Here is a 26620-nt window from a genome sequence, read left to right on the forward strand (position 1 = left end):
AGGAGTATAATAAGTGCAACATATCTCGGAGGTGGAAAATGTTAGAAGTAAGAAATCTAGAGAAAAGTTTCGGTCCCAAGCAAGTCTTGTTTGGTGTCGATTTTCAGGCAAGTCCAGGAAGGATTCTGGGCTTGGTCGGGAAGAATGGTGCTGGGAAAACAACGATTTTCCACAGTATGTTGAAATTTTTAGAGTATCAAGGAGAGATCAGTCTGGATGGGCAGGAGATTCGTCAGGAAACCTACGCTCGGATTGGCTATCTGCCTGAGGAACGCAGTCTCATGCCCAAGCTGACAGTCCTTGAACAAGTTCGCTACTTGGCGACTCTAAAAGGTATGGATGCTAAGGAAGTCAAGGAAAAACTCCCTCAATGGATGAAAAAATTGGAAGTGAAGGGCAAATTGACTGACAAAATCAAGAGCCTCTCCAAAGGGAATCAGCAGAAAATTCAGTTGATTATTACCCTGATTCATGAGCCTGACTTGATCATCCTGGATGAGCCTTTTAGTGGTTTGGACCCAGTCAATACCGAGTTGCTCAAACAGGTCATCTTAAAAGAGAAAGAGCGCGGTGCAATCATTATCTTTTCTGACCATGTCATGACCAATGTCGAGGAACTTTGCGATGATATTCTGATGATTCGTGATGGGCGTGTGGTCTTGCATGGACCAGTTCAGGATGTCCGTAATCAATATGGGAAAACGCGTCTCTTTGTTTCAAGTGAACGAAGTAAGGAAGAATTGGAAAATCTTCCTCATGTCAAACAGGTGAGCTTGACCAAGCAAGGCAGTTGGAAATTGATCCTAGATGATGAGAGCGCTGGAAGAGAACTCTTCCCAATCCTCACTCAAGGTCAATACATCGCGACCTTTGACCAACAAGCTCCAACAATCGATGAAATCTTTAAACTAGAATCAGGGGTGGAAGTATGAGAAATATGTGGGTTGTAATGAAGGAAACCTATCTTCGACATGTCAAGTCGTGGAGTTTCTTCTTTATGGTGATTTCGCCGTTCCTCTTTTTAGCCTTATCTGTAGGAATCGGCTTTCTCCAAGGGTCTTCTATGGCCAAGAATAGCAAGATAGCAGTAGTAACAACTGTGCCATCTGTGGAAGAAGGGCTCAAGGGTACCAATGGTATCAACTTTGATTATAAGGATGAAGCCAGTGCCCAGGCTGCTATCAAGGATGAGAAAATCAAGGGTTACCTAACCATTGACCAAGAGGACAGTGTTCTCAAGGCCGTCTATCATGGTGAAACTTCTCTTGAAACAGGCATCAAACTAGCAGTAACCAATAAGTTAAACGAACTGCAATATCAACTCAATCGTTCGGCAGCTAATTTGTCTCAAGAACAGGAAAAACGTCTGAGTCAAACCGTTGATTTTACTGAGAAGATTGATGAATCTAAGGAAAACAAAAAAATTGTTCAAACCATTGCGGCCGCAGGGCTTGGCTTCTTCCTTTATATGATTTTGATTACCTATGCTAGTGTCACTGCTCAGGAAGTGGCTAGCGAGAAAGGAACCAAAATCATGGAGGTGGTCTTCTCTAGTATCCGAGCTAGTCATTATTTCTACGCTCGCATGCTGGCTCTACTTCTTGTGATTTTGACTCATATTGGCATTTACGTCGTGGGTGGACTGGCTGCCATTCTGCTCTTTAAGGACCTACCAATCTTGGCACAATCTGGGATTTTAAATCATCTAGGAGAGGCCTTCTCGCTCAATACCTTATTGTTTGTCTTGGTTAGTCTCTTTATGTACGTTGTTTTAGCAGCCTTCCTAGGCTCTATGGTTTCTCGCCCTGAGGATTCAGGAAAGGCCTTGTCGCCATTGATGATCTTGATTATAGCAGGATTTGTCGGTGTGACCTCTCTAGGTGCTGCTGGGGACAATTTAGTTCTGAAAATTGGTTCCTACATTCCTTTCATCTCGACTTTCTTTATGCCGTTTAGAGCTATAAATGGGTATGCCAGTGGTCTGGAAGCTTGGATTTCGCTTGCCATAACGGTTGTTTTTGCAGTCACTGCAACAGCCTTTATCGGACGCATGTATGCTAGTCTAGTCCTTCAAACAGATGATTTGGGAATCTGGAAAACCTTTAAACGTGCCTTAGCTTATAAATAGGAGAGCCTCGCAAAAGCGAGGTTTTTCTAGATATTAAACACTGAAATCGGCAAAAATATTTTTCATATCTATTGACTTTTAGTAGTGAAATTTGGTATGATAGTAGACGGTATTGTTTACCCCATTTGTAAGGCCCCGGAACCTTTCAAATACCCCGCGGACCGGAACATCCGCCCTGTAAACAAAAACGATATTCATATAGGAGAAATCATGAACAAAACTACATTCATGGCTAAACCAGGCCAAGTAGAACGCAAATGGTACGTTGTTGACGCAACTGATGTACCTCTTGGACGCCTTTCAGCAGTTGTTGCTAGCGTACTTCGCGGAAAAAACAAACCAACATTCACACCACACACTGATACAGGTGACTTCGTAATCGTTATCAATGCTGAAAAAGTTAAATTGACTGGTAAAAAAGCAACTGATAAGATCTACTACACTCACTCAAACCACCCAGGTGGATTGAAACAAATCTCTGCTGGTGAACTTCGTTCTAAAAACGCAGTACGTTTGATTGAAAAATCAGTTAAAGGTATGCTTCCACACAATACTCTTGGCCGTGCTCAAGGTATGAAATTGAAAGTATTCGTTGGAGCTGAGCACACTCACGCTGCACAACAACCAGAAGTTCTTGATATTTCAGGACTTATCTAAGGAAAGGAACAATAAAGTATGTCACAAGCACAATATGCAGGTACTGGACGTCGTAAAAACGCTGTTGCACGCGTTCGCCTTGTTCCAGGAACTGGTAAAATCACTGTTAACAAAAAAGATGTTGAAGAGTACATCCCACACGCTGACCTTCGTCTTGTTATCAATCAACCATTCGCAGTTACTTCAACTGTAGGTTCATACGACGTTTTCGTTAACGTTGTAGGTGGTGGATACGCTGGTCAAGCAGGAGCTATCCGTCACGGTATCGCTCGTGCCCTTCTTCAAGTAGACCCAGACTTCCGCGATTCATTGAAACGCGCAGGACTTCTTACACGTGACTCACGTAAAGTTGAACGTAAGAAACCAGGTCTTAAGAAAGCTCGTAAAGCATCACAATTTAGTAAACGTTAATTCGAGAGAATTACTATACTTACAAAGAGCACCTTTCGGGGTGTTCTTTTTTATACTTTCTTACTAAATTGGTGCAATTGACACAGTTGTTGCGACTTTAGTCGCTTACAAATGTGGCTGCGATCTGACAAAGTCAGTTGCCTCAAAACGTTAATCAATACGATACTATCAACGTTTCAAAGCACTTCATGGTTCACACCATGGGGTGTTTTTGCTTCTCTCGTCTTCTCACGGCATTACCCATGTGGTATAATGAGACAAGGGTTGCTCCTCATTTCAGACGAGTTCATGGAACTCAGGATAAGTTAGCAGGTGAGATGAGTATTTCTGTCAGTCTCCTATCTACCTGTTAGGAGTTGTCCAAAGTAAAAGGAGAGAGTAGATTGGTTTTATTAGTATTAGGGATTTTGGTTTTGCTTATTCTAATCTTAAAACAGAAACAGAAAACTGCTAAAAAATCTGAAGGAAACGCCAAGAAAAGAAATTGGCTATTAATAGGTTGCTTATCCATAGTGATCCCAATCGTAATCTTCACAGTGTTCAGTCCAATTCTTGCTCTAATGGATATGTGGGGGCTGTTTGCCCATGCAAGTCGAACTGAGATTGAGCAAGCTGTGCATCGTTCTTATCAAAATTACGGTCTTACAGGACAGTTTGAGTTAGAAAAATACGAGAAAAACTATACAAGCGTGGGAGGATTTATAATCCACGGTACTTACAGTGAAAATATAGCTGGAAAAACCTATCAGGTTAAAACTCGATTTAAATACTATACTCGCTTTTCGAAAAATGAAACATATGGAAAGACAGATGCAGAGGTTGATTACAAGAATTATAAAAAAATTTATGATGTTTTCCCAGAATTAGCCTATTTAGGGATTGAGGTTAGTCCAGGCACCAGCGAGTTTTTAAAAACACTGGACAGTTCAATCAAAGATCCTAAACTTCCTGATTTGAAGTATCAAGGTATTGGTTTTGAATTTAATAACCAATCTGATAATATCTATCTTTATAATGAAATATTAGAGGAAAATCAAAGCAAGGGCCAAGCTCTGCAAGGGATGTATCCAATGGATGCTCAATATCTTTTCCAAAAAGAGATTTTTATACCAACATTTGAATTTCAGTATTTCGTTCCAAAAGAAAAAAGAGATCTCTTGTATGATGACTATCTTAAAGAGCTTGAAGCGCTCATGAAGGAATTTTTTGCCAACCAACCCCTACCACGAGGTCTTTATGCTGTCAAAATTTCTAAGTATAAAGAGGATAAACTTGTCAGTGATAGTGGTGTATACTATGTGAAGATTGAAAATCGTCAAGTTGTAAAGCTGTTGCAAAAATTAGAGTAGGAGTTGCTAGATCTAGGTCAGTTTTTTGTTCAGAATCTCCAGGTGCAGTTGTTAAAATTTGATTTTCCCAGTGGACAATCGTCCACTTTTTTTATATAATAAAACTAAACCGAATTGGTTGAGTATTAGAGGTGTAAGCTCAACCGTCGATTTGTTTTTCTAAGAGAGATATTCTCAATAAAACATCACACTAGGGGGTGAATCATGTACCAACCAGAAAAACTCAAGGCTCGGAGAAAAGAGTTAAAATTGACACAGAAGGAAATTGCAGAGGAATTAGGGATTAGTTTTCAGGCTTACTCGGCTTGGGAACGTGGAATCAAGGAACCGTCCCAGGAGAAGGTTGCTCAGCTAGAGAATATTTTAAAGGTAGCAAAAGGGTATTTTACTCAGATTGAGATTGTCCGTCTTTACAATAGCCTCTCCAAGCAAGGGAAGGACAAGGTTGTGCTCTATGCTCGCAACCTGGCTCAAGAAGAACAAACTCAGAAGGTGGCGACCATGCCAGAACGCCTCTACGAGTACCGTGTCTATGAACGTATGTCAGCAGGGATCGGGGCTTCGGTCTATGATGATCAGAATTTTGATACGGTCTACTTTAACGAGGAGTTGGCCCATGATTTTGCATCTTGGGTATCTGGGGACTCTATGGAACCTAAATATCAAAATGGTTCAGTGGCTCTGATTCGAGAGACCGGATTTGATTATGATGGGGCGGTTTATGCAGTAGTTTGTAACAACCAGACCTATATCAAACGGGTTTATCGGGAGGAAGATGGCTTGCGTCTGGTATCTATCAATCCTAAATACAAGGACATTTTCATCTCCTATGAGGAAGATCCTCGGATTGTGGGGATTATCGTTGGGAATTTTGTGCCGATGGAGGGTTAGCCTATGGGCTACTTTGATTATTCCATAGAGCCCAAAAGTGACATTGCCTTTGTCGATATGAAATCTTTTTATGCCAGTGTTGAGTGTGTGAAAAGAGGCTTGCATCCGCTGAAGACCTCGCTTTGTGTCATGAGTCGCGCGGATAATTCTACTGGTCTTATCCTAGCTTCCTCTCCCATGTTTAAGAAGATTTTTGGCAAGTCCAATGTTGGCCGGGCCTATGATTTGCCTTTTGATATCAAAACGCGCAAATTTTCTTATTACAATGCTCGAAAGCAAGGCTTGCCTACTGACTCAGACTATGTTCGCTACATCGAAGATTGGGCTCAAGTGACTTTGGTTGTGCCACCTAGGATGGATGAATACATAGCGGTCAATATGGAAATCCAGCGAATCTTTCAAAATTATGGCAGTCCAGATGATATTTATCCCTACTCTATCGATGAGGGCTTTATCGATCTGACTAGTTCGCTCAACTATTTCATCCCAGACAAGAGTCTCTCTCGCAAAGACAAGCTGGATCTGCTTTCTGCTCGCATCCAGAGGGATATTTGGAGGCAGACAGGGATCTACTCTACAGTGGGTATGTCCAATGCCAATCCCTTACTGGCCAAGTTGGCTCTGGATAATGAGGCCAAACACACCCCGACCATGAGGGCCAACTGGTCTTACAAGGATGTGGAAGAGAAGGTCTGGGCTATTCCCAAAATGACGGATTTTTGGGGGATTGGCAGGCGGATGGAGAAACGCTTGCATGCTCTGGGGATTTTTTCCATCAGAGAATTGGCCACCAGTAATCCAGACCAGTTACAGAAGGCTCTAGGTCAGGCTGGCCTGCGTTTGTGGTTTCATGCTAACGGGATTGATGAAAGCAATGTTCATAGGCCCTATAAAGCCAAGTCTCAGGGATTAGGAAATTCTCAAATCTTGCCGAGAGACTACGTGAAGCTACGGGATATCGAAATTATTCTCCGAGAAATGGCGGAGCAGGTGGCTATTAGGCTGAGAAGGGCGGGTAAGAAAACAACCCTTGTCTCTCTCTATGTTGGTTTCTCTAAACAGGAGGTCAGGTCGTCTATTCACACACAAATGAAGGTCGAACCGACCAATAATACAGCTATCTTAACGGATTATGTTTTGAAGCTATTTCATAATAAATACACTTCTGGAGCGGTCAGAAGTGTCGGAGTCAACTATTCAGGATTTGTGGACGAGTCCTTTGGCTTGATCTCCCTCTTTGATGATGTTGACAAGTTAGAAAAAGAAGAAAGGCTCCAGACAGCCATTGACTCCATTCGGGAACAATTTGGTTTTACCTCCCTCTTAAAGGCTAACGCACTGGAAGAAGCCTCTAGGAGTCTTGCTAGAAACAAGCTGATTGGGGGGCATTCTGCTGGAGGATTAGATGGACTAAAATGATTGATCGTTCTTATTTACCCTTTCAATCTGCGCGTGACTATCAAGATCCAGGGATGCAGAAGTGGATGGGCTTTTTCCTCTCAGAGCATACTAGTTCACTCGGTGAAGAAAAAAATCGGGTAGCTTTCTCGACGAGTTTGAATCCCGTTGAGAAGTTGCTTTTGCTTTCACAGCTGTATATCGGGCAACTAAAGGGATACTTTGTAGTCAAGGAAAAGAAGCAGAAAACCACTATCGTCGGCGAGGTAAGCGAATTATCACCTCAAACTCTATCTATTAGGACAAGTGAGGGCTATAGGCTGGTAGAGGTAGCAGATGTCCTCGAAATTCGACTGTGGGAGGAGGGAGTGTATGACTAGAAAAGAGTTGTATGAAAACAAACTGCAGATGGATTATTTTTCAGATGCCTATATTCGTTTTGAAGAGGATTTTCAAAAATACTCTGCTATGAATGTACCCTTGACTTTTTTGATCGATGACATCCTACGCACCATGGCGATGAATCAGAAGAACTACTTTGTTTTAAACAAGGAAAATGCTAAGGATGGGCGGGAGTATCGCTTTTATTTTAGGGTGGTGACGGGAAAAGAGTGTCCCAGTAATCGAACCTATGCATACGATGGAGTCGAGAATACTGACCAACATCTCTATTTTGCTTGAAAGGATACGTTTTAAAAAGAAATTAGAGTATTTTTTGGAGAGACTCTTGGATGGTTTTGGGGTCTGTTTTGGAAGAGAAGCGCTCAAGGACTTGCCCATCTCGACCAATGAGAAACTTAGCAAAATTCCATTCGATTCGTTTTCCTAGCGGGCCAGATTTCTGCTCTTTTAGCCAAACATAAAGAGGATCTGCCTCCTTGCCGTTGACCTTGATCTTGGCAAAGCGAGGAAAAGTGGTCTGGTAGTGTAGACTGCAGAAGCTATTGATTTCCTCTGCGCTGCCGGGTGCTTGTCCCATAAACTGATTGCAAGGGAAATCTAGGATTTCAAAGCCCTGATCTTGATAGCGTTCATAGAGTTCTTGAAGTCCCTGGTACTGGGGCGTTAAACCACATCCAGTAGCAGTGTTGACAATCAAGAGAACCTTGCCACGATAGCCCTCCAGGGGAGTTGCTTGGTTATTTTGGTTTAAAACGGAAAAATCATATACACTGGTCATTTTTCTATATTCTCCTTATGCATTCCTGATTCAGAGTGTTTCATCTCGTGTTCCGATAAAAAGGCATAGGTCATGGTTCCAAAGATGGCACCAATACCCAATCCTAACACTAGTAAAGGGAGCATCTTATCGAAATGGAAGAGGTCATCCCCAAAGGCATCTATGGGAAGATGCTGAACAAAGAGTTTGTGAAAGGCTGATAAGACAAACAAGCCAATTGGAATACTGATGAATACACCCCAACTACAAACGTTGATCTGGCTTTTGCTGTAGCTTTTGTGATGGATTTCGGACGGGTCATCCTTGTCTAAATGTAAGTTGCGAACTGCTAGTCTCGCCCTAGATGCGAGGACGAAGATAAGTCCAAAATAGAGGTAGGGCATGGCATCTCGAACCAACTCTATGAAGCGTCCAAATAGGAGATAGAACAAGAAGAGTAGGAGGGAGGAGTAAACGATTTGGATCAAGGCACGGGCACAAGCCTTGTAAATCATCTCTTGACGGCATTCATCAAAAGGCCCTTGTATGTGAAAGAATAGTTTGAGTAAGCGAGTGGTGAAATCTTCTTTTTTCATGGGAGTGATCTCCTAAATGAGCGATTTTTGATTGACTTCTTTAAAGAGTTGATAGAGAGTATAGAAGTAAACCAAACTAAAAATGATACAGATTATTAGAAATACCAGGTATCTCCAATCCATAGGATTTGTTAAAAGTTGTGGAAAGGATACGAGGATAAAACAGAGAGATGCGTTTAGAAGACGTATTTTTTTTGATTGGATTTTCTGGAATCTCTGTCCCTTGTTCAATACAGGAAGGAATAAAAGAAAGATAATCAAGAAAGGATGCTCAATATGTCCAGAAAGTAGGAAAAAGGTAACAAAGATACTGATAAAAACATGACTGATCAGTAGTCTAGCTAGTGATTTCATAAGGAACCTCCTAGTCGTCTTCTTGGTCTTTCTTGGCTTTTCGAATGCGAAGAGAGACGATAATTTGTATGGTAAATCCGAAGAAGAGGGTAGCTAGGATAGTTGATACAAAATGCCCTGTATTTAAAAGAGAACCAAGATAATCCTTGCTATCATCGGTTAGGACATTCAGAAGCGGTATTCCAAAGAACATGCCCATGCCATAGATTAGACCGGCTTTTAGACCAGGAAAATGCAGTTGTTTACTTTCTTTTTGACTCAGCATTTCGGGATCAATAGCTGTGATGCCCGTTTTCTTGGTTTGAGAGACCACATAGAGGGCAGCCATCATCGAAATGCCAAACACCACGAGAGGATAGCCGATAGCGACAATTTGTGGGTATTTATAAGCAAGGACAAAGGGAATGAGGTTGCCAAATATCATGAGATAAAAGAGAACGATAAAGACCTGATTCCCGATACGATCGGCCTCGCGCCGTTTGTGTTCGTCAAGGGGGCCAGAAATGCCGTATGTGCGTTTGATGAGTTTTTCAGTGAGAGTTTCTTTTTTCATTTGTTTGCTCCTTTTTTAAAAATCGTCTTCCCAAAAGAGGCTGTTGAGGTCAGTTTGGAGGCTGCGGGCGAGGTTGAGACAGAGTTCCAGGGTTGGATTGTACTTGTCGTTTTCAATCATGTTGATGGTCTGTCTCGAGACACCGATATCTTTGGCGAGCTCGAGCTGGGAAATGCCCAGTTCCTTGCGGAATTCTTTGACACGATTCATAGGGTCTCCTTTCTGATATGTCGTATATATTTGACTATATTATATTCTTTTGGAGATGAGATGTCAAGTATATATGACATATTTTTGAGAATTATTTTCGAAGAAATTTAGCTTTATCTGACAAGTGCAAGCTGGTCAGATTTGTGGTAAAATAGATAAGATATGACAAAAGAATTTCATCATGTAACGGTCTTGCTTCATGAAACGATTGATATGCTTGACGTAAAACCTGACGGTATCTACGTTGATGCGACTTTGGGCGGAGCAGGCCATAGCGAATATTTATTAAGTAAATTGAGCGAAAAAGGGCATCTCTATGCCTTTGACCAGGACCAGAATGCCATTGACAACGCGCAAAAACGGTTGGCACCCTATATCGAAAAGGGGATGGTAACCTTTATCAAGGATAACTTCCGTCATTTGCAGGCACGTTTGCAGGAGGCTGGTGTCCAGGAAATTGATGGAATTTGTTATGACTTGGGGGTGTCCAGTCCTCAGCTGGATCAGCGTGAGCGTGGCTTTTCTTATAAAAAAGATGCGCCACTGGATATGCGGATGAATCAGGAAGCTAGTTTGACGGCCTATGAAGTGGTCAATCATTATGACTATCATGACTTGGTTCGGATCTTTTTCAAGTATGGTGAGGATAAATTTTCTAAACAGATTGCCCGTAAGATTGAGCAAGCGCGTGAGATGAAACCAATTGAGACAACGACGGAGTTGGCAGAGATTATCAAGTCGGCCAAGCCTGCCAAGGAACTCAAGAAAAAGGGGCACCCTGCCAAGCAGATTTTCCAGGCTATCCGAATCGAAGTCAATGATGAGCTGGGCGCTGCAGATGAATCCATCCAGCAGGCTATGGACATGCTGGCTCTGGATGGGAGAATCTCGGTCATTACCTTCCATTCGCTGGAAGACCGCTTGACCAAGCAATTATTCAAGGAAGCTTCAACAGTGGAAGTTCCCAAAGGCTTGCCCTTCATTCCAGATGACCTTAAGCCCAAGATGGAATTGGTCTCCCGCAAGCCAATCTTGCCAAGTGCTGAAGAGCTAGAAGCCAACAATCGTTCGCATTCAGCCAAGTTGCGCGTGGCTAGAAAAATTCACAAGTAAGAGGAAAAACATGGCAGAAAGAATCGAAAAAACAAGCCAGTTATTGCAAACGAAGTTTAAAGGTTTTTCACGTGTGGAAAAGGCCTTCTATGTTTCGATTGCTGCAACAATGATTATCCTGGCAATTAGCGTTGTGTTTATGCAGACCAAGCTATTACAAGTTCAGAATGAATTGACCAAGGTCAATGCTCAAATCGAAGAAAAGAAAACCGAGCTAGACGATGCCAAGCAAGAGGTCAATGAATTGATTCGTTCAGAACGTTTGAAAGAAATTGCAAACTCCAAGGATTTGCAGCTGAATAACGAAAATATCCGAGCAGCGGAGTAAGAAATGAAACAGTGGAAAGAAAAAATCATCCGTTATGCCGTACGTAACCGTAAATCTCCAGAAGAAAACCGCCGAAGAGTAGGGAAAAGCCTGAGTTTATTGGCTGTCATACTCTTCGCTGTCTTTTTGGTCAACTTTGCGGTCATTATCGGAACGGGTAAAAAATTTGGTAAGGACTTGGTTCAAGAAGCCAACAAGGTCCATCAAACAACCAAGACGATTCCTGCAAAACGAGGAACCATCTACGATCGTAATGGAACACCTATTGCTGAGGATGCGACTTCGTATAATATCTATGCCGTTATTGACAAGACCTACAAGTCAGCAACAGGCAAAATTCTCTATGTAGAGGATTCTCAATTTAATAAGGTAGCTGAAATTTTCCATAAGTATCTGGATATGGAGGAGTCTTATGTCAAAGAACAGCTTTCTCAACCAGATCTAAAACAGGTATCCTTTGGTACCAAGGGAAATGGGATTACCTATGCCAATATGATGGCTATTAAAAATGACCTCAAAACTGCTGGTGTTGAGGGGATTGACTTTACAACTAGCCCTAACCGCAGTTATCCCAATGGACAGTTTGCTTCTTCCTTTATCGGTTTAGCGCAACTCCATGAAAATGAGGATGGCACCAAAAGGTTGATTGGGACATCTGGATTGGAGAGTTCTTTAAATAACATTCTGGCGGGTACAGATGGGATCATCACCTATGAGAAAGATCGTCTGGGAAATATTGTTCCGGGTACAGATCAAGCTTCTCAACAAACCGTAGATGGAAAGGATGTGTACACAACCCTTTCTAGTCCTTTGCAATCCTTTATGGAAACACAGATGGATGCCTTTCAGGAAAAGGTAAAAGGCAAGTATATGACGGCTACCTTGGTTAGCGCTAAAACAGGGGAAATCCTGGCTACGACCCAACGGCCAACCTTTAATGCTGATACCAAGGATGGCATCACAAAAGACTTTGTCTGGCGTGATATCCTCTATCAAAGTAACTATGAGCCAGGATCGACCATGAAGGTGATGATGTTAGCTTCGGCTATTGACAACAATACCTTCCCTGGTGGCGAATACTTTAACAGCAGTGAATTGAAAATAGCTGATGCGACCATTCGAGACTGGGACGTCAATGAAGGATTGACTAGTGGTGGCACCATGACCTTCTCTCAAGGATTTGCCCACTCAAGTAATATCGGGATGACCTTGCTTGAGCAAAAGATGGGAGATGCAACCTGGCTGGACTACCTTAACCGCTTTAAGTTTGGGGTGCCGACCCGTTTTGGTCTGGCAGATGAGTACACAGGTCAATTGCCTGCTGATAACATTGTTAATATCGCCATGAGTTCATTTGGACAAGGGATTTCTGTTACCCAGACCCAGATGCTTCGTGCCTTTACAGCCATTGCCAACGATGGGATTATGTTGGAACCGAAATTTATCAGCGCCCTCTATGACCCGAATGACCAGTCTGTTCGTAAGTCTCAAAAAGAAATTGTCGGAAATCCTGTGTCAAAAGCAGCAGCGTCCTCTACTCGGGAGCACATGGTCATGGTCGGAACAGATCCTGTCTACGGTACCATGTACAACCACAGTACAGGAAAACCAAATGTCAATGTTCCAGGTCAGAATGTCGCTCTGAAATCAGGGACTGCTGAGATTGCTGATGAGAAGAATGGGGGTTACCTAACGGGTGAAACCAACAATATCTTCTCTGTTGTGTCAATGCATCCTGCAGAGAATCCTGACTTTATCCTCTATGTAACGGTGCAACAGCCAGAGCATTATTCGGGTGTTCAGCTTGGGGAGTTTGCCAACCCAATCCTTGAGCGAGCTTCTGCTATGAAAGAATCCCTCAATCTTCAGTCAACTGCCAAGAACTTGGATCAGGTCAGCAAGACGACAAGCTATACCATGCCAGCTACCAAGGACTTTACTCCGGGTGACCTAGCAGAGGAATTGCGTCGTAACCTTGTCCAACCAATCGTTATTGGAACAGGAACCAAGATCAAGGAACTCTCGGTTTCTGAAGGAGATAATTTGGAAGCCAATCAGCAGATCTTAATCCTGTCTGACAAGGTCGAAGAAATGCCTGATATGTACGGCTGGACAGATGAAAATGTGCAAACATTTGCCAAATGGCTGAATATAGAAGTCGAGTGGGAAGGTAGTGGCAAAACGGTCAAGAAACAAAGTGTCCGTGCCAATACAGCCCTCAAAGACATTAAAAAAATGAAAATAACTTTAGGAGATTAAGATGATTAGTTCCATTAGTGCTGGAGTTCTAGCCTTTCTATTGACCTTGATAGGTATTCCAGCCTTTATCCGATTTTATCGAAAAGCACAGATTACAGGTCAGCAGATGCACGAGGATGTCAAGCAACACCAAGCTAAAGCTGGAACTCCAACCATGGGAGGTCTTGTCTTCCTGATCGTTGCAGTTGTTGTGAGCTTCCTTGTCGCTCTCTTTACCCAACAATTGACCAACAATGTAGGCATGATTTTGTTTATCTTGGTTTTGTATGGTTTGGTAGGTTTTTTGGATGATTTCCTCAAGGTCTTTCGTAAGATTAACGAAGGCTTAAATCCCAAGCAAAAACTTGCTCTCCAGCTCCTTGGAGGAGTGATTTTCTACCTCTTTTATGAGCGTGGTGGCGATATGCTTTCGGTTTTTGGTTACCAAGTTCATCTGGGAATTTTCTATATTTTCTTTGCCCTTTTCTGGCTAGTTGGCTTTTCAAATGCGGTGAATCTGACGGATGGGATTGACGGCTTAGCAAGTATTTCCGTAGTGATTAGCTTATCGGCCTACGGTGTGATTGCTTATATGCAAAATCAACTGGATATCCTTCTTGTGATTCTTGCTATGATTGGTGGTTTGCTAGGTTTCTTCGTCTTTAACCACAAGCCTGCCAAGGTCTTTATGGGAGATGTGGGAAGTTTGGCTCTAGGTGGGATGCTGGCAGCAATCTCTATGGCCCTCCATCAAGAATGGACGCTTTTGCTGATTGGGATTATCTATGTTTTTGAGACAAGCTCTGTTATGATGCAGGTTACCTACTTCAAACTTAGTGGTGGAAAGCGTATTTTCCGTATGACACCTGTACATCATCATTTTGAGCTTGGAGGATTCTCAGGCAAGGGCAATCCTTGGAGCGAGTGGAAGGTTGACTTCTTCTTTTGGGGAGTTGGGCTTCTAGCAAGTCTCTTGACCCTAGCCTTTTTATACCTACTGTAAAACTAACTTTTGATGACAAAATAAAACAGGATGAAGGTGATCTTCATCCTGTTTTTGTGTGCTTAAAGGTTAGTTGGAGTCATCCTTTCTTCCTTTTAACATAAAAGTGGCTGTAAGGGCTAGGCTGAGTTCTGCTAAGAAGAGGAGTGGGTAGCGCCTTCTACTTGGTTAAAGGTGAGTTCGGCAGTGACTCCATTTTGTCGAACGGCTGTCAGACTGGTTACACGACCAGGGAAGTGTTCAAAGGTAATGACGTCAACTTTTTGTGTTGCTAGTTGGATACGATTATCTTTAAGCATAGTTGCCGTGACTGCTTTGCCATTGACCTTAACCTGACTGGCTTCGATATTTGGATAGTCTACAACTAGATCTCCACCGACATTTGACAGGAAGGACAAGCTTTGAAGGTTTTTATCTTTCCACTTCATGCTGACTTCAAAGTTACCACGGGCAATCAAGCCAGAAACCTGACCGTCTTTCCAAGCATCTGGAAGGGCTGGCAATGGCGCAATATAGCCAGTATGAGATTGGAGGAGCATTTCTGCCATCCCACTAGTTGCTCCAAAGTTTCCGTCGATTTGGAAAGGCGCGTGCGTATCCCAAAGATTTTCTAGGGTTGAATACTTAAGCTGTTCAGCGAGTAAGCGATGGGCACGGTTGCCGTCCAGCAGACGAGCCCAGAGGTTGATTTTATTGGCCTTAGACCAACCAGTCCCCCTATCTCCACGGTGGTTCAAGGTAGCACGCGCAGCCTCTAGGTATTCAGCCTGGTCCTTGCTAAAGAGCGTACCTGGGAAGAGACCAACTAGATGGGAAACGTGACGGTGGTGATTTTCAATCCCTTCATTGGTGAATTTGGGGCTGTCCTCCTCGTACCATTCCTTGATACGGCCCTCTTTGTTGATGTGAAGGGGTTTGAGTTTGTCAAATTTAGCCTTGATCTCTGTGACTAAGTCTTTGTCGACATTCAGATGGTTGGCGACTTCCATGTAGTCGTGGAATAGCTGCCAGACTAGCGATTGGTCAAAGGTATTTCCGATGGTGATGGTCCCGTGTTCTGGTGAGTAGGATGGAGAAGACACCCAACGGTCGCTGGCCTTGTCATAGTGCAAGAAGGAGTTCCAGAACTTAGCTGTTTCCTTGAGCATTGGATAGATCTTTTCTTTGAGATAGGTCTCATCCTTGGTGAATTTATAATAGTCATAGACATTCTGCATCATCCAAGCGTTTGCTGCTGGAGACCAACCCCAATAGTAATTCCAGCCTGGAGTAGTCCAGCCAAATGGTGTTGCCTGAGTATGGACCAGCCAGCCATTTTCTTGTCCGTCTTTGGATTCGATGCCAGCGTATTCCTTGGCGACGATACGACCATAGTAGCGCATGTCGTCAATGTAATTGATCATGGGCTTGGCTGTTTCAGCAAGGTTGCTCATGTAGGCGGGCCAATAGTTCATTTGCAAATTGACATTGAGGTGGTAGTCAGCGTTCCAAGGTGGATTGTCTACAGCATTCCAGACTCCTTGTAGGTTTGCAGGAAGGGCATCTGTCCGATCACGAGAAGAACTGATGAGTAAATAACGTCCGTATTGGAAGAAGAGTTCTTCCAGTTTTTGCCCTTTTTCTGGGTTATAGCCTTTAAGGGCCTCTTTTGTCGTTTGAGCAGTCTTGCTTCCACCTAGGTTTAGTTTAACGCGGTTAAAGAGTCTTTGATAGTCCTTGATATGGGCCTTTTTCAGTGTCTCGTAGTCTTTGGCCTTCGCTGCTTCGACAATCCCTTTAACTGTTTTTTCGAGGTCAATGTCTTTTCGATAGTTGGTTTTTGGATTTTGAGCAAAGTTAGTCTTGGCACTGAGATAGAGGGTCGCATAACTTGCGCCTGTAACGGTCAGAGTTTCGTCCTGAACAGTCACCTTTCCGTCCGTTTTAATTCCTAGATAGGATGCAAATTTGAGGCCGTTATCTTTTACAGTTCCCTTTAGAAGGATTCCGTTTGCATCTGTAGTGACATGACCATTCTTATAGTTGGAATATTCCCAAGAGTAGTTGCCATTAGCAAGCAAGTCTTCTGTCAAGCTGTTCCAAAGGGTAAAGTCAAGTGTCTTGTTTCCTTTTTTGGTCAAGTGGGTCACAGTGACATCATCAGGATAGCTGGAGAAAGTTTCGCGTTTGAAGGTCGTCCCATCTTGGGTGTAAGAAGTTGTTGTAGTGGCTTCTGTGATATCCAGATTACGGTGATAATCAGTTACAGTATCTAGTCCTTTCTTTTGGTTATTAAAGACCATAAAGATATCTCCAAAGGCTAGGTAACGTCCATACTGGGCATTGTTTGGTCCAACTAGATTTTGTTCGGCGAGTTGTTTTGCTTTTTGGCGGTCACCAGCTTCGAGGGCTTTACGTATCTCTGCTAAGACCTTGTAGCGGTCCTTGTAGTTTCCTCCGTTATAGTCGGTGCTATCGGGTTGTGGTCCTCCTGACCAGAGGGTCTTTTCGTTGTACTGGATTCTTTCTTCGCCAATTAGACCGAAAACCTTGGCTCCCATCTCTCCATTTCCGACAGGAAGGGCTTGTTTTTCCCATCCATCATAGGAGGGAGCTGTTGGTTGATTGTAGCTGAGTTGATAGTTTTCTTGTTTTGTCACAGGCTGATTTGCTTTATATCTTTCTTTTTGAGAACCGCTTACATTTCATAAAGCAGTTTCGTTTAATTTGTTTCTATTTATCTCCTCACCTCCCATTCTAATGGTCGCTTAGCATTTGTCAAGAGCTTTTTAGCAAGATACATATTTGCTGTTGTTTTTTCTTAAAATAGTAGAATAAGTAGCAAGCAGTCCCTCTTTTCCAACTATCAACTAGATCGTTTACTACTAAAAAACAGTTGAGAGTATCCCCAACTGTAAGTGTTTATTTCGGATGTCTTTTGGCAAAGTCAACAAAGTGAAATTTTTCTAATTTATGGCGACTTTCGGTGAATTGAAACTGGCGCCCGTCTTGGAGATAGACTTTTGACTTGATGGAAACGACATAAGGGTCTTTCCCAATGTCCATGAGAATCTTGTCTCGATCACTCGTGTGGTCAATGGTGATTTCCTTCTGAGCATAATCAATAAGGAGTTTGAGGTCGTCCTCTATATACGAGTAGATAGACTGCTCAGCGATTTGGCGAGTGAGATTTGGAATCAGTTCCATATCCAGATAGTCCGTATCTAGAACCGATACCAGGTCATCCACTACACGCTGGCGGACCACCTTCCACACCATCCGAAACTCTGGAAAGCCGGTTATCAGTGAGGACTTTTTATCGATAATGATTTTGTCAAGACTGACGACATTGGTTTTTGAGCGCAGCCCAAGTTCCTGAACCAGTTCTTGGTAGCTGGTTAGGTTGGAGACAGGGAAATTGACCGTTTCTTCTTTGACGACTTGAGAACCTTGCCCCCTTATCTTTTTGATTAATCCTTCCTCTTGTAGGAGGGACAGAGCTTTTCGGACGGTGTCACGGCTCACCTGATACTGATTCATGAGTTCGTGCTCACTGGGGAGGAAATCTCCGACAGCGTAAGTCTCGTTTTGAATGGTTTTTTGGATTTGCTTAAATAATTGTTGGTATTTCTTCATATTGCTTCCTTAAATGAGTTTTGAGTCTTATTTCATACACACTTGTATCTATTTTACCATATAAGTGCTAGAAAATATCCAAAAATATCCTCTTTTTATCACAAACAAGTTGCATACAAGTTTGGTATTGTTTACAATAGAACTATCAAGTCAAGCTTGCTTTGACAAGTATAAGGAGAATCAAATGGGAAAATTTGAACAAGAAGCCAAAGATCTGCTTCAAGCAATCGGAGGCAAGGAGAATGTCACTGCTGTTACCCACTGTGCGACACGGATGCGCTTTGTTCTCGGAGACGAAAAGAAAGCCAATGTCAAGGTCATCGAGTCGATTCCAGCCGTCAAAGGGACCTTTACCAACGCGGGTCAATTTCAGGTGATTATTGGGAATGACGTGCCGATTTTTTATAATGATTTTACAGCTGTTTCAGGCATTGAGGGTGTTTCCAAAGAAGCAGCCAAATCTGCAGCTAAGAGCAATCAAAACGTGCTTCAACGTATCATGACTACTCTAGCGGAGATTTTTACACCGATTATTCCAGCCCTGATTGTTGGTGGACTAATCCTCGGTTTCCGTAATGTCTTGGAAGGTGTGCATTGGTCAATGTTGGATGGTAAGACCATCACAGAATCCTCTCAGTTTTGGGCAGGGGTTAATCACTTCCTCTGGTTGCCTGGTGAAGCGATCTTCCAGTTCTTACCAGTAGGGATTACCTGGTCTGTTTCTCGTAAGATGGGAACCAGCCAAATTTTGGGAATTGTTCTCGGAATCTGTTTGGTTTCACCACAGTTGCTCAACGCCTACGCAGTAGCGTCTACTTCAACAGAAGAAATCGCAGCCAACTGGGTATGGAATTTTGGCTACTTTACTGTTAATCGTATTGGTTATCAGGCTCAAGTTATTCCAGCCTTGCTTGCAGGTTTGAGTCTGTCTTATCTTGAAATTTTCTGGCGTAAGCATATCCCAGAAGTCATTTCCATGATTTTTGTGCCTTTCTTGTCATTGATTCCAGCCTTGATTTTGGCTCATACTGTCTTGGGACCAATCGGTTGGACAATTGGGCAAGGACTCTCAGCAGTTGTCTTGGCAGGCTTGACTGGTCCTGTTAAGTGGCTCTTCGGTGCAATTTTTGGTGCTCTCTATGCTCCATTTGTCATCACTGGTTTGCATCATATGACCAATGCCATCGATACACAATTGATTGCGGATGCTGGCGGAACTGCCCTCTGGCCAATGATTGCTCTTTCTAATATTGCTCAAGGTTCTGCCGTATTTGCCTATTATTTCATGCATCGTCATGATGAGCGTGAGGCTCAGATTTCACTTCCTGCAACCATTTCAGCCTATCTCGGTGTTACAGAACCAGCCCTCTTTGGGGTCAATGTCAAATACATCTATCCATTTGTAGCTGGGATGATTGGTTCAGCCCTTGCAGGGATGTTGTCCGTTACTTTCAATGTAACTGCGGCTTCTATTGGTATCGGTGGTTTGCCAGGTATCCTCTCTATTCAACCTCAATACATGCTGCCGTTTGCAGGAACCATGCTAGTTGCTATTATTGTACCAATGCTCTTGACTTTCTTTTTCCGCAAAGTCGGTCTCTTTACAAAGACAGAGGATGATACAGCCTTGCAGGCAGAATTTGCTGCCCAAGAAGAGGCAGAATTTGTCAGTCATGAACCAGTAACCCTTGCTCCAGTAGAGATTGTCAGCCCACTTACTGGTCAAGTGAAAGAATTGAGTCAAGCGACGGATCCTGTTTTTGCATCAGGTGTCATGGGACAAGGCCTAGTCATTGAACCAAGCCAAGGTGAGTTGACTTCTCCAGTCAATGGGACAGTGACGGTTCTTTTCCCTACCAAACATGCCATCGGTATTGTCTCTGATGAAGGGGTAGAATTGCTCATCCACATCGGTATGGATACAGTAGGGCTTGATGGCAAAGGTTTTGAAAGTCTTGTAGCCCAAGGAGACCACGTCACAGTTGGTCAGAAATTGATTCGTTTTGATATAGATGCTATTAAGGCTGCGGGTCTCGTGACAGAAACTCCAGTTATCATCACCAATCAAGATGCTTATACAGCGACCGTTACTGGAACTTATCCAACAACTATCCAAGCTGGGGCAGCTCTCATGGTCGCTACACGAATCTAATTAAAATAGCACAAACAGGGAAGGAACACAGGTTCCTCCCTTTTATCAGAAAAGGAGAAACAGATGGCACTTGATAAAAGAAAAGTAGTCTATCAAATCTATCCAAAATCATATAAAGACACCACTGGAAATGGTATTGGCGATTTCCGTGGGATTATCGAAAAAATCCCCTATCTAGCCAAGCTAGGTGTGGATATGGTCTGGCTCAATCCATTCTATCCAAGCCCCCAACGGGATAATGGTTACGATATTTCAGATTATATGGCAGTGGATCCTCTTTTTGGTGATATGGCTGATTGTGAGGAGATGGTCCGTGTCGGTAAAGAGCACAAGATTGACTTTATGCTGGATATGGTGCTCAATCATTGCTCGATAGAACACGAATGGTTTCAGAAAGCCCTAGCTGGCGACCAGTACTACCAAGACTTTTTCTTCATCCAAGACCAACCGACAGATTGGCAGTCTAAGTTTGGCGGCTCTGCCTGGGCGCCTTTCGGGGATACGGGAAAATATTACCTCCACCTCTTTGATGAGACCCAGGCTGACCTTAACTGGCGCAATCCCAATGTCCGCAAGGAGCTTTTCAAGGTTGTTAATTTCTGGCGAGACAAGGGAGTCAAAGGTTTCCGATTTGATGTAATTAATTTGATCGGCAAGGATGAGGTTTTAGTGGATTGTCCTGAAAATGAAGGCAAGCCAGCTTACACAGACAAGCCCATCGTTCATGACTATTTGCGCATGATGAACCAAGCCACTTTTGGATCTGACGGTAGTTTTATGACTGTTGGAGAAATGTCCTCAACAACCATGGAAAACTGTGTCCTCTATTCGTCACCTGACCGTCAGGAATTATCCATGACCTTTAATTTCCATCATCTCAAGGTGGACTACAAGGATGGACAAAAGTGGACCTTGTCTCCCTTTGATTTTGAAGAATTGAAAAATCTCTACCATAGCTGGGGCAAGGAGATGAGTGATAAAAATGGCTGGAGCGCCCTCTTTTGGAACAATCACGACCAACCACGAGCCTTGAATCGTTTTGTCGATATTCAACATTTCCGCAATGAAGGGGCGACTATGTTGGCTGCCAGCATTCACCTGTCACGTGGGACACCTTATATCTACATGGGCGAGGAAATTGGAATGGTTGACCCAGACTATGATTCCATGGCTGATTATGTGGATGTCGAGTCCATCAATGCTTATCAGATGCTCTTAAAAGAAGGGAAAAGTCAGCAAGAAGCCTTCCAGATTATTCAGGCTAAGTCACGAGATAATTCACGCATTCCTATGCAGTGGGATGCTTCAGAAAATGCAGGATTTTCAACAGGCACTCCATGGTTGAAAGCTGGTAAATCCTATAAAGATATCAACGTAGAAAATGAAATCCAAGGCCCAATTTTCATCTTCTACCAAGACTTGATTCGACTTCGTAAGGAAATGCCTATTATTTCAGAAGGAAGCTACAAACCAGCCTTTGAAGATAGTAAGCAAGTCTATGCCTTTGAACGTCAGTATGAGGATGAAAAGTTATTGGTGCTCAATAACTTTTATGCCACAGAAGTAGCAATTGACTTGCCAGTGGTCTACCAAAATGGACAGATTCTGATTTCAAACTATGAAGATGTAGAAGTATCAGAAAAAATTCTGCTCAAACCGTATCAAACACTGGCTATCTATATAAAATAAACGTAGCAAGGAGCTCTCTTTCATTGAAATGCAGGGCTCCTTTTTTGTCGCCTATTGCCCTTTTTGAAAGCGTAAAACAAACTAGTCAGGAAAGTCACTTTATGGTATAATATAGAAGACTCAAAAAGAAACAGGAGAAAAAGAATGGATTTACTTTTAGCAATTATCTTGATTGTGCTAGCTTTTCTAGGAGGAGCTCTTGGAGGGATGTACTTGGTTCGTAAGCAAATCGAAAAAGAATTTGCGGACAACCCACGTTTGAACGCTGAGGCAGTTCGTGCTCTTTTGAGCGCAAATGGTCAAAAACCAAGCGAAGCCAAGGTACAACAAGTTTACCACCAAATCATCCGCCAACAAAAAGCAGCCCTTGCTAACAATAAAAAGAAATAAATAGGAAAAGTCTGGGATGAAAGTTCCAGACTTCTCACTATGTTCAATAGTTCTCAAGGATAAGACTTTTTCCTTGCATTCTATTGATATTTGATTATGATTAAGAGAGAGGCAGTTTCCATTCTATCAAGCTGTCTATCCGTTCATTTAGGACAAGTAATTATAATGAACTATCAATCAGAAAAAAGACTAGAAAGAAGACTGTATGGATAATCGACCGATTGGTTTTTTGGATTCAGGTGTCGGGGGCTTGACCGTTGTGCGCGAGCTCATGCGCCAGCTTCCCCATGAAGAAATCGTCTATATTGGAGATTCGGCACGGGCGCCTTACGGGCCCCGTCCTGCTGAGCAAATTCGTGAGTATACTTGGCAGTTGGTCAACTTTCTCTTGACCAAGGATGTCAAAATGATTATCATTGCTTGTAATACTGCGACTGCGGTCGTCTGGGAAGAAATCAAGGCTCAACTAGACATTCCTGTCTTGGGTGTGATTTTGCCAGGAGCTTCGGCAGCTATCAAGTCCAGCCAAGGTGGGAAAATCGGAGTCATTGGAACGCCCATGACGGTACAATCTGATATCTACCGTCAGAAAATCAACGATCTAGATCCGGACTTACAGGTGGAGAGTTTGGCCTGTCCCAAGTTTGCCCCCTTGGTCGAGTCTGGTGCCCTGTCAACCAGTGTCACCAAGAAAGTGGTTTATGAAACCCTGCGTCCCTTGGTCGGCAAGGTGGATAGCTTGATTCTGGGTTGTACCCATTACCCACTCCTTCGCCCTATCATCCAAAATGTCATGGGACCAAAGGTTCAGCTCATCGATAGTGGGGCTGAGTGTGTACGAGATATCTCAGTCTTACTCAATTATTTTGAAATCAATCGTAGCCGAGATGCGGGGCCTCTTCAACATCGTTTTTACACAACAGCCAGCAGCCAAAGTTTTGCTCAAATTGGAGCAGAATGGCTGGAAAAAGAGATTCATGTGGAGCATGTAACTTTATGACAAACAAAATTTACGAATACAAGGACGACCAGGACTGGTATGTCGGTGTCTGGGACGTCTATGGAGGCATCTACAGTCTCATCAAAGATCCGCTTGATCTTGATTTTATGGATTTGGCGCGGATTTTTCGTGACGAAGAAAATGGCTTTCCAATTACGATAACGGTGATGCGCTGGTCTTCTAACTACCGTCTGCTCTCCTTTATCGTCGAGATTTTAAATGCAGAAGCAGGACGTAACTTGGAAGTCATCCAACGTCAGGGAGCCCTACTCTTGGTTGAAAATGGGCAACTCCTGCATATAGAATTGCCTAAAGAAGGGGTCAATGTTCATGCCTTCTTTGAAACTAGTAAAGTTAGAGAAACCTTGTTGATTGCGACTCGTAACGAGGGCAAGACCAAGGAATTCCGAGCTATCTTTGACAAGCTAGGCTATGATGTGGAAAATCTTAATGACTATCCTGACCTGCCTGAAGTAGCAGAAACAGGCATGACTTTTGAAGAAAATGCTCGACTTAAGGCAGAAACCATTTCCCAATTAACAGGTAAGATAGTTCTAGCAGATGACTCAGGTCTCAAAGTCGATGTCCTAGGTGGCTTGCCAGGTGTCTGGTCAGCCCGTTTTGCAGGAGTGGGAGCGACTGATCGTGAAAATAATGCCAAGCTCTTGCACGAATTGGCCATGGTCTTTGACCTTAAGGACCGTTCGGCTCAATTCCACACGACCCTGGTTGTAGCCAGTCCAAACAAGGAAAGCTTGGTTGTCGAAGCTGACTGGCCGGGTTACATTAACTTTGAACCCAAGGGTGAAAATGGCTTTGGTTATGATCCCCTCTTCCTTGTGGGAGAGACAGGCAAGTCAGCGGCTGAATTAACCCTTGAAGAAAAAAATAGCCAATCTCACCGCGCCTTAGCCGTTAAGAAACTTTTGGAGGTATTTCCATCATGGCAAAGCAAACCATCATTGTAATGAGTGACTCCCATGGCGATAGCTTGATTGTCGAAGAAATTCGTGACCGCTATCTAGGGAAAGTTGATGCCATTTTTCACGATGGTGACTCTGAACTCCGTCCAGACTCTCCGCTCTGGGAAGGCATCCATGTCGTCAAAGGAAATATGGACTTTTATGCTGGCTACCCAGAACGTTTGGTAACTCAACTTGGTCCGACCAAGATCATCCAGACGCATGGACACTTGTTTGATATCAATTTCAACTTTCAAAAGTTGGACTACTGGGCTCAGGAAGAAGATGCCGATATCTGTCTCTATGGTCACTTGCATGTGCCAAATGCTTGGATGGAAGGAAAGACTCTTTTTCTAAATCCAGGTTCCATCAGCCAACCACGAGGAACTATTAGAGAATGCCTCTATGCCCGTGTGGAGATTGATGACAGCTATTTTAAAGTAGACTTTTTGACACGTGATCATGAGGTTTATCCAGGCTTGTCCAAGGAGTTTGCTCGATGATTGCCAAGGAATTTGAAGCATTTTTACTGGAGCAGGAAGGAACCTTTCTCACCCCTGCTGACAATCTAGCAGCTTTGATTGATACCCATAACGCTGACCATGCGATTTTGGTGTTGAGCCAAATCACCTATACCCGTATCCCTGTTGTGACCTTTGACAAACGCTTTGTCGGAACCATTGGTCTGAGAGATATTTTGGCTTATCAAATGGAGCAAGGTTTGACGGATGAGCAGATGGCAACGACAGACATCGTCAATATGACCAAGACAGATGTGGCAGTTGTCGCTCCAGACTATAACATCACAGAGGTCCTTCATAAACTGGTGGATGAACCTTTCTTGCCAGTGGTAGATGATGAAGGGATTTTTCAAGGAATCATCACGCGTAAGTCTATCCTCAAGGCCGTTAATGCTCTCTTACATGACTTTAGTAAGGAATATGAGATTCGATGCAAATAAGAGATAGGATTTCAGACTTTTTAGAGGGAAAGCAGGGTTTGTCTGCCAATTCCAAGCAGTCCTATAGATATGATTTGGAGCAATTTTTAGACATTGTGGGTGATCGGATCTCTGAGACCGGTCTTAAGATTTACCAAGGCCAGCTAGCTAATCTAAAAATCAGCGCCCAGAAGCGAAAACTTTCGGCCTGTAACCAATTTCTCTACTTTCTCTATCGAAACGGAGAAGTGGACAGCTTTTACCGTCTGGAATTAGCCAAACAAGCTGAAAAGAAGACTGAAAAGCCAGAGATTCTAGACCTAGACTCTTTTTGGCAGGAAAGTGACTATCCAGAGGGACGCTTGCTGGCGCTTCTTATCTTGGAAATAGGGCTCTTGCCAAGTGAGATTTTAGCCCTTAAGGTTGCAGATATCAATCTGGATTTTCAGGTGTTGCGAATCAGCAAGGCTTCCCAACAGAGGATTGTCACCATACCCACGACCTTGATTCCAGAGCTAGAACCCTTGATGGGGCAGACCTATCTCTTTGAAAGGAGAGGAAAAGCCTATTCTCGTCAGTGGGCCTTTCGTCAGCTGGAGTCCTTTGTCAAGGAGAAAGGTTTCCCAGAACTATCAGCCCAAGCCTTACGGGAACAGTTCATTCTAAGACAAATAGAAAACAAGGTCGATTTGTACGAAATTGCAAAAAAACTAGGATTAAAAACAGTCCTGACCTTAGAAAAATATAGATAATGGATATTAAATTAAAAGATTTTGAAGGGCCTCTGGACCTGCTCTTGCACTTGGTTTCTAAGTACCAGATGGATATTTACGATGTGCCCATTACGGAAGTTATCGAACAGTACCTAGCCTATGTCTCAACTCTGCAGGCCATGCGTCTGGAAGTAACGGGCGAGTATATGGTTATGGCCAGTCAGCTCATGCTGATCAAGAGCCGCAAGCTCTTGCCAAAGGTAGCAGAAGTGACAGACTTAGAGGATGACCTGGAGCAGGACCTTCTCTCTCAAATCGAAGAATACCGCAAGTTCAAGCTCTTGGGTGAGCACTTGGAGGCTAAGCACCAAGATCGGGCTCAGTACTATTCCAAAGCGCCGACAGAGTTGATTTACGAGGATGCGGAGCTTGTACATGACAAGACGACCATCGATCTCTTTTTGGCTTTTTCAAATATCCTAGCCAAGAAAAAAGAGGAGTTCTCACAGAATCACACGACTATCTTGCGGGATGAGTATAAGATTGAGGACATGATGGTCATCGTAAAAGAGTCCTTGACTGGACGAGACCAGTTGCGCTTGCAGGATTTGTTCAAGGAAGCCCAGAATGTTCAAGAGGTTATTACCCTCTTTTTAGCAACCCTAGAGTTAATCAAAACTCAGGAACTGATCCTCGTGCAAGAGGAGAGTTTCGGAGATATCTATCTTATGGAAAAGAAGGAAGAAAATCAAGAGGCACAAAGCTAGACTT

Annotated in this window: 28 protein-coding genes and 1 pseudogene; 22 read left to right on the plus strand and 7 right to left on the minus strand. The window is 43.2% G+C overall.

Annotated elements, in window-relative coordinates; translation table 11 throughout:
- Positions 1 to 38 precede the first annotated feature (38 nt).
- The 9 genes from TZ92_RS02145 (at position 39) to TZ92_RS02185 (ending at position 7515) form a co-directional block, all read left to right on the plus strand.
- Positions 39 to 932 carry an ABC transporter ATP-binding protein gene (locus tag TZ92_RS02145; protein WP_033629322.1) on the plus strand — a complete coding sequence of 298 codons (894 nt, stop codon included), beginning with the start codon at positions 39 to 41 and terminating at the stop codon, positions 930 to 932.
- The gene (locus TZ92_RS02150; RefSeq protein ID WP_033629323.1) at positions 929 to 2128 is read left to right on the plus strand and encodes an ABC transporter permease; all 1200 of its coding nucleotides are present in this window, start codon (positions 929 to 931) and stop codon (positions 2126 to 2128) included. Before TZ92_RS02145 ends, TZ92_RS02150 begins: the two co-directional genes overlap by 4 nt.
- Before the next feature lie 210 nt (positions 2129 to 2338).
- Complete coding sequence (gene rplM, locus TZ92_RS02155; protein ID WP_001044624.1) at positions 2339 to 2785, plus strand: 50S ribosomal protein L13; 447 nt, start codon at positions 2339 to 2341, stop codon at positions 2783 to 2785.
- An 18-nt stretch (positions 2786 to 2803) separates the two neighbouring features.
- A complete protein-coding gene (rpsI, locus tag TZ92_RS02160; RefSeq protein WP_000075969.1) occupies positions 2804 to 3196 on the plus strand; it encodes a 30S ribosomal protein S9 in 393 nt (130 codons plus the stop codon).
- 383 nt (positions 3197 to 3579) lie between these two features.
- Entirely contained in the window at positions 3580 to 4545 is a 966-nt protein-coding gene (locus TZ92_RS02165; RefSeq protein WP_033629324.1) for a hypothetical protein, read from the plus strand.
- Positions 4546 to 4749: 204 nt separating this feature from the next.
- Positions 4750 to 5436 (plus strand): LexA family transcriptional regulator, encoded by a 687-nt coding sequence (locus TZ92_RS02170; protein WP_000284668.1) that lies wholly within the window; start codon positions 4750 to 4752, stop codon positions 5434 to 5436.
- 3 nt (positions 5437 to 5439) lie between these two features.
- Positions 5440 to 6855 carry a Y-family DNA polymerase gene (locus TZ92_RS02175; RefSeq protein ID WP_033629325.1) on the plus strand — a complete coding sequence of 472 codons (1416 nt, stop codon included), beginning with the start codon at positions 5440 to 5442 and terminating at the stop codon, positions 6853 to 6855.
- Complete coding sequence (locus TZ92_RS02180; RefSeq protein WP_033629326.1) at positions 6852 to 7214, plus strand: hypothetical protein; 363 nt, start codon at positions 6852 to 6854, stop codon at positions 7212 to 7214. The genes TZ92_RS02175 and TZ92_RS02180 overlap by 4 nt, the downstream gene beginning before the upstream one ends.
- Entirely contained in the window at positions 7207 to 7515 is a 309-nt protein-coding gene (locus tag TZ92_RS02185; RefSeq protein ID WP_033629327.1) for a DUF5960 family protein, read from the plus strand. Before TZ92_RS02180 ends, TZ92_RS02185 begins: the two co-directional genes overlap by 8 nt.
- Positions 7516 to 7537: 22 nt before the next feature.
- On the opposite strand, the gene TZ92_RS02190 is transcribed toward TZ92_RS02185, so the two are convergent.
- Genes TZ92_RS02190 through TZ92_RS02210 form a run of 5 tightly spaced genes read right to left on the minus strand, consistent with a single transcriptional unit; the run spans position 7538 to position 9706 of the window.
- Complete coding sequence (locus TZ92_RS02190; RefSeq protein ID WP_033629328.1) at positions 7538 to 8014, minus strand: glutathione peroxidase; 477 nt, start codon at positions 8012 to 8014, stop codon at positions 7538 to 7540.
- Entirely contained in the window at positions 8011 to 8589 is a 579-nt protein-coding gene (locus TZ92_RS02195; RefSeq protein WP_033629329.1) for a DUF3278 domain-containing protein, read from the minus strand. The genes TZ92_RS02190 and TZ92_RS02195 overlap by 4 nt, the downstream gene beginning before the upstream one ends.
- 12 nt (positions 8590 to 8601) lie before the next feature.
- Positions 8602 to 8943 carry a hypothetical protein gene (locus TZ92_RS02200; RefSeq protein WP_000838131.1) on the minus strand — a complete coding sequence of 114 codons (342 nt, stop codon included), beginning with the start codon at positions 8941 to 8943 and terminating at the stop codon, positions 8602 to 8604.
- A 10-nt stretch (positions 8944 to 8953) separates the two neighbouring features.
- On the minus strand, positions 8954 to 9496 hold the full coding sequence (locus tag TZ92_RS02205; protein ID WP_033629330.1) for a DUF3278 domain-containing protein: 543 nt from the start codon (positions 9494 to 9496) through the stop codon (positions 8954 to 8956).
- Between the two features lie 15 nt (positions 9497 to 9511).
- On the minus strand, positions 9512 to 9706 hold the full coding sequence (locus tag TZ92_RS02210) for a helix-turn-helix transcriptional regulator (RefSeq protein ID WP_001082470.1): 195 nt from the start codon (positions 9704 to 9706) through the stop codon (positions 9512 to 9514).
- 162 nt (positions 9707 to 9868) lie between these two features.
- Between TZ92_RS02210 and rsmH the strand changes: the two genes are divergently transcribed.
- The 4 genes from rsmH to mraY are packed head-to-tail and all read left to right on the plus strand — an operon-like array spanning position 9869 to position 14388.
- Positions 9869 to 10819, plus strand: coding sequence for a 16S rRNA (cytosine(1402)-N(4))-methyltransferase RsmH (gene rsmH, locus TZ92_RS02215; protein ID WP_033629331.1), 951 nt, complete (start codon positions 9869 to 9871; stop codon positions 10817 to 10819).
- A 10-nt stretch (positions 10820 to 10829) separates the two neighbouring features.
- Complete coding sequence (gene ftsL, locus TZ92_RS02220) at positions 10830 to 11147, plus strand: cell division protein FtsL (RefSeq protein WP_000840795.1); 318 nt, start codon at positions 10830 to 10832, stop codon at positions 11145 to 11147.
- A gap of 3 nt (positions 11148 to 11150) precedes the next feature.
- Positions 11151 to 13406 carry a penicillin-binding protein PBP2X gene (pbp2x, locus tag TZ92_RS02225; protein ID WP_033629332.1) on the plus strand — a complete coding sequence of 752 codons (2256 nt, stop codon included), beginning with the start codon at positions 11151 to 11153 and terminating at the stop codon, positions 13404 to 13406.
- A 1-nt stretch (position 13407) separates the two neighbouring features.
- Complete coding sequence (mraY, locus tag TZ92_RS02230) at positions 13408 to 14388, plus strand: phospho-N-acetylmuramoyl-pentapeptide-transferase (RefSeq protein WP_000625795.1); 981 nt, start codon at positions 13408 to 13410, stop codon at positions 14386 to 14388.
- A gap of 146 nt (positions 14389 to 14534) precedes the next feature.
- Here mraY and TZ92_RS02235 read toward each other — a convergent pair.
- Together TZ92_RS02235 and treR are read right to left on the minus strand one after the other, a co-directional pair.
- Positions 14535 to 17054 (minus strand): annotated as a pseudogene (locus TZ92_RS02235) (glycoside hydrolase family 95 protein); the annotation flags it as partial.
- Positions 17055 to 17289: 235 nt separating this feature from the next.
- Positions 17290 to 18003: a trehalose operon repressor gene (gene treR, locus TZ92_RS02240; RefSeq protein ID WP_033629333.1), complete on the minus strand. Its 714-nt coding sequence runs from the start codon at positions 18001 to 18003 to the stop codon at positions 17290 to 17292.
- A gap of 184 nt (positions 18004 to 18187) precedes the next feature.
- On the opposite strand from treR, the gene treP reads away from it, so the two are divergent.
- The 9 genes from treP to TZ92_RS02285 all read left to right on the plus strand — a co-directional run bounded on the left by treP (position 18188) and on the right by TZ92_RS02285 (position 26616).
- Positions 18188 to 20155 carry a PTS system trehalose-specific EIIBC component gene (treP, locus tag TZ92_RS02245; RefSeq protein ID WP_033629334.1) on the plus strand — a complete coding sequence of 656 codons (1968 nt, stop codon included), beginning with the start codon at positions 18188 to 18190 and terminating at the stop codon, positions 20153 to 20155.
- Between the two features lie 63 nt (positions 20156 to 20218).
- Positions 20219 to 21844: an alpha,alpha-phosphotrehalase gene (gene treC / locus TZ92_RS02250; protein WP_033629335.1), complete on the plus strand. Its 1626-nt coding sequence runs from the start codon at positions 20219 to 20221 to the stop codon at positions 21842 to 21844.
- Between the two features lie 144 nt (positions 21845 to 21988).
- Complete coding sequence (locus TZ92_RS02255; RefSeq protein WP_000364980.1) at positions 21989 to 22234, plus strand: YneF family protein; 246 nt, start codon at positions 21989 to 21991, stop codon at positions 22232 to 22234.
- Between the two features lie 205 nt (positions 22235 to 22439).
- Positions 22440 to 23234 (plus strand): glutamate racemase, encoded by a 795-nt coding sequence (racE, locus tag TZ92_RS02260; protein ID WP_033629336.1) that lies wholly within the window; start codon positions 22440 to 22442, stop codon positions 23232 to 23234.
- Positions 23231 to 24202, plus strand: a complete 972-nt coding sequence (locus TZ92_RS02265) for a nucleoside-triphosphate diphosphatase (protein ID WP_033629337.1) — start codon at positions 23231 to 23233, stop codon at positions 24200 to 24202. Before racE ends, TZ92_RS02265 begins: the two co-directional genes overlap by 4 nt.
- The gene (locus TZ92_RS02270; RefSeq protein WP_001118939.1) at positions 24178 to 24699 is read left to right on the plus strand and encodes a metallophosphoesterase; all 522 of its coding nucleotides are present in this window, start codon (positions 24178 to 24180) and stop codon (positions 24697 to 24699) included. The genes TZ92_RS02265 and TZ92_RS02270 overlap by 25 nt, the downstream gene beginning before the upstream one ends.
- Positions 24696 to 25157 carry a cyclic-di-AMP-binding protein CbpB gene (gene cbpB / locus TZ92_RS02275; protein WP_033629338.1) on the plus strand — a complete coding sequence of 154 codons (462 nt, stop codon included), beginning with the start codon at positions 24696 to 24698 and terminating at the stop codon, positions 25155 to 25157. Before TZ92_RS02270 ends, cbpB begins: the two co-directional genes overlap by 4 nt.
- Positions 25154 to 25888: a site-specific tyrosine recombinase XerD gene (gene xerD / locus TZ92_RS02280; protein ID WP_277813561.1), complete on the plus strand. Its 735-nt coding sequence runs from the start codon at positions 25154 to 25156 to the stop codon at positions 25886 to 25888. Before cbpB ends, xerD begins: the two co-directional genes overlap by 4 nt.
- Positions 25888 to 26616 (plus strand): segregation/condensation protein A, encoded by a 729-nt coding sequence (locus TZ92_RS02285; RefSeq protein WP_033629340.1) that lies wholly within the window; start codon positions 25888 to 25890, stop codon positions 26614 to 26616. Before xerD ends, TZ92_RS02285 begins: the two co-directional genes overlap by 1 nt.
- Positions 26617 to 26620: the final 4 nt, after the last annotated feature.

The organism is Streptococcus oralis subsp. oralis (genome assembly GCF_000960035.1).
Taxonomy (GTDB): domain Bacteria; phylum Bacillota; class Bacilli; order Lactobacillales; family Streptococcaceae; genus Streptococcus; species Streptococcus oralis_G.